Raw genomic sequence first — 2157 nt, 5'->3', positions numbered from 1 at the left:
ATGCTCGGCAGAGGCTTTCCCGGCAAAGCTCCAGCCGAGCATGGCTCGGCACTACAGGTGAAGCGTTCCCGGTAAGGCCTCAGCCGAGCATGGCTCGGCACTACAGGTGAAGCGGTCCCGGCAAGGCTCCAGCCGAGCATGGCTCGGCTCTACAGGTGAGGCCTCAAATCCGGTAGGCCACGGCCTTCATTGCCTTGGAGGCCAGTGCCATTACCGACGGTATCGGGAATGGCAGTTTGCGCGCGCCGGCATGTTCGGCGTGCTCGGCGTGGCGCGCTTCATCGAGCTTCATCACCTTGAGGATCTCGCGACTGCGCTGGTCGGCTGGCGGCAGGGTGTGCAGGTGCTCGTCCAGATGCGCTTCCACCTGGCGCTCGGTTTCCACCACGAAGCCCAGGTTCCAGCCGTCACCGCGCAGGCCGGCCAGCGTGCCGATGGTGTAGCTGCCGGCATACCAGAGCGGGTTGAACAGGCTCGGGCGGCTGTCCAGCTCGCGCAGGCGGTCAGCGCACCAGCTCAGGTGATCGGTCTCTTCCTGCGCGGCGTCGAGCAGGTGCGCGCGCGTGGCCGGGTCACGGGCCACCGCTGCCTGGCCGAAATACAGGCCCTGCGCGCAGACCTCGCCGACATGGTTGATGCGCATCAGTCCGGCCGCGTGGCGGACTTCGGCTGGCTCCAGGACGACCTCCGGGGTGTCGCCGGCCGGGTTGGGGCGGGCGGCAGGCGGGTTGCCGAACACCGTGTCCAGGGCGCGTTGGGCTTCGGTCAGCAGGTGGTCCAGTGGCGTTTGTACGCGGGCGGTGATCATGACGGGGCAGTGCAGTGGGGTCTGCCCGATTCTCGCCGCTGGCTGTGAAGCTGCCAAGGCTGGGGCGGGGTGCCCGTTCAGGCGTCGGGTTGCGCCGGAGGCGTGCTGCCAGTACAATCCCGCCTCTTCTGTTTCACCTTCACAACGCGTGGCAAAGTTCCGGTGGTTCATCTCGCCGCAATCAGCCCGACCTACCTGAGTTCTTTATGAGCACTTTCACTGCAAAGAACGAGACCGTCCAGCGCGACTGGTACCTCGTTGACGCCGCCGGCAAGACGCTGGGCCGTCTCTCCACCGAGCTGGCTCGCCGCCTGCGTGGCAAGCACAAGCCGGTTTACACCCCGCATGTTGACACCGGTGATTACCTGGTCGTCATCAATGCCGACAAGATTGCTGTTACCGGCAAGAAGCTGAAGGACAAGAAGTACCATCGCTTCACCGGCTACATCGGTAACCTGAAGACCGAAACCCTGGAGCAGGCGCTGGAGCGTCACCCGGAGCGCGTCATTGAGACCGCCGTCAAGGGCATGCTGCCGAAGGGCCCGCTGGGTCGTCAGATGTACCGCAAGCTCAAGGTCTATGCAGGCACTGAGCATCCGCACGCAGCACAGCAGCCGCAGGTTCTGGATATCTAATCATGGCTATCACTCAAAACTACGGCACTGGCCGCCGCAAGTCCTCCACCGCCCGCGTGTTCCTGCGCAAGGGCACTGGCAACATCACCGTCAATGGCCGTCCGCTGGACGAGTTCTTTGGCCGTGAGACTGCACGCATGATCGTGCGTCAGCCGCTGGAACTGACCCAGAACACCGAGAGCTTTGACATTCTTGTCACTGCTGCTGGCGGCGGCACCACCGGCCAGGCCGGTGCGATCCGTCTGGGCATCGCCCGTGCGCTGGTCGAATACGACGAAACCCTGAAGTCCGAGCTGCGCAAGGCTGGCTTCATGACCCGTGACGCCCGTGAAGTCGAGCGTAAGAAGGTCGGCCTGCACAAGGCACGTCGCGCCACCCAGTTCTCCAAGCGTTAATCGCTTCGGGGTGGGGTTCTTCGGAATCCCACTGGGAAAGCAAAAGCCCGGCCTTGGCCGGGCTTTTGTCGTTTTTGGGGTTGGAGTTGGGGATTGGTGATTCGGAATTGGTGATTCGCCAAAGCCAAAGCCAAAGCCAAAGCCAAAGCACCCCTCCCCAACCCTCCCCTGCGCTATGCGCAAGGGAGGGGGCAAGTGCGGCCGTTTCCGCACCGGATATGCATCGGGCGCGGCCTTTTCACTCCCTCCCCTGCGCTACGCGCAGGGGAGGGGGGGGGGTGCGGCACTTCCCGCGCCGGATATGCATCGCGCGCGGCCG

3 protein-coding genes are annotated in these 2157 nt (G+C 64.3%); 2 read left to right on the top strand and 1 reads right to left on the bottom strand.

Translation table 11 applies throughout. The features are described from left to right. Window positions 1-163: 163 nt before the first annotated feature. A complete protein-coding gene (gene coq7, locus QMX78_RS21180) occupies window positions 164-808 on the bottom strand; it encodes a 2-polyprenyl-3-methyl-6-methoxy-1,4-benzoquinone monooxygenase (protein WP_282273387.1) in 645 nt (214 codons plus the stop codon). Between the two features lie 206 nt (window positions 809-1014). Between coq7 and rplM the strand changes: the two genes are divergently transcribed. Both rplM and rpsI read left to right on the top strand, forming a co-directional pair. Continuing rightward, complete coding sequence (rplM, locus tag QMX78_RS21175) at window positions 1015-1443, top strand: 50S ribosomal protein L13 (RefSeq protein ID WP_282273385.1); 429 nt, start codon at window positions 1015-1017, stop codon at window positions 1441-1443. Between the two features lie 2 nt (window positions 1444-1445). Then, window positions 1446-1838: a 30S ribosomal protein S9 gene (gene rpsI, locus QMX78_RS21170; RefSeq protein WP_057626426.1), complete on the top strand. Its 393-nt coding sequence runs from the start codon at window positions 1446-1448 to the stop codon at window positions 1836-1838. Window positions 1839-2157: the final 319 nt, after the last annotated feature.

Origin of the sequence: Stenotrophomonas sp. PS02298 (assembly GCF_029959445.1) — a bacterium.
Classification (GTDB): domain Bacteria; phylum Pseudomonadota; class Gammaproteobacteria; order Xanthomonadales; family Xanthomonadaceae; genus Stenotrophomonas.
This window is presented reverse-complemented; position numbering and strand designations above follow the sequence as displayed.

What these genes read in the sequence shown, in the direction of transcription:
- coq7 (WP_282273387.1), bottom strand. Translation starts at nt 808, where the DNA reads ATGATCACCGCCCGCGTACAAACGCCACTGGACCACCTGCTGACCGAA.
- rplM (WP_282273385.1), top strand. Translation starts at nt 1,015, where the DNA reads ATGAGCACTTTCACTGCAAAGAACGAGACCGTCCAGCGCGACTGGTAC.
- rpsI (WP_057626426.1), top strand. Translation starts at nt 1,446, where the DNA reads ATGGCTATCACTCAAAACTACGGCACTGGCCGCCGCAAGTCCTCCACC.